This is a genomic window from Chelatococcus sp. GCM10030263 (assembly GCF_042666455.1).
Lineage (GTDB): Bacteria > Pseudomonadota > Alphaproteobacteria > Rhizobiales > Beijerinckiaceae > Chelatococcus.
In genome coordinates, this window is the sequence record NZ_JBHTDB010000012.1 from 1 (window position 1) to 737 (window position 737).

A 737-nucleotide genomic window follows, 5' to 3' on the forward strand; every position below is an offset into this window, starting at 1 on the left:
ATGATCGAGGCGACGACGCCGGCGCCGACGGTGCGCCCGCCCTCGCGGATGGCGAAGCGCAGCTTCTCTTCCATCGCGATCGGCACGATCAGCGTCACCTCCATGGCGATATTGTCGCCCGGCATCACCATTTCCGTGCCTTCGGGAAGCGTCACCACGCCCGTCACGTCCGTCGTCCGGAAGTAGAACTGCGGACGGTAGTTCGTGAAGAACGGCGTGTGGCGACCGCCCTCCTCCTTCGTCAGGATATAGGCTTCCGCCTTGAACTTCGTGTGCGGCTTCACAGAACCGGGCTTGCACAGAACCTGCCCGCGCTCCACGTCCTCGCGCTTCGTGCCGCGCAGCAGCGCGCCGATATTGTCGCCAGCCTGCCCCTGGTCCAGCAGCTTGCGGAACATCTCGACGCCCGTCACCGTCGTCTTCTGCGTCGCACGCAGGCCGACGATCTCGATTTCCTCGCCCACCTTCACGATGCCGCGCTCGACACGCCCCGTCACCACCGTGCCGCGGCCCGAGATCGAGAACACGTCCTCGACAGGCATCAGGAACGGCTGGTCGATCGGACGCTCCGGCTGCGGGATATAGGCGTCAACCGCCTCCATCAGCTTCAGGATCGCGTCATGCCCGATCTCCGGGCTGCGGTCCTCGAGCGCGCACAGCGCCGAGCCCTTGACGATCGGGATGTCGTCCCCGGGGAAGTCGTATTTCGACAGAAGCTCGCGCACCTCGAGCTCGAC

1 protein-coding gene is annotated in these 737 nt (G+C 65.5%); it reads right to left on the minus strand.

Going from position 1 to position 737, the window contains the following annotated elements:
* Positions 1 to 737: EF-Tu/IF-2/RF-3 family GTPase (locus ACFQU1_RS22185; RefSeq protein WP_378136850.1), on the minus strand; the 737-nt coding region annotated here is incomplete at both ends.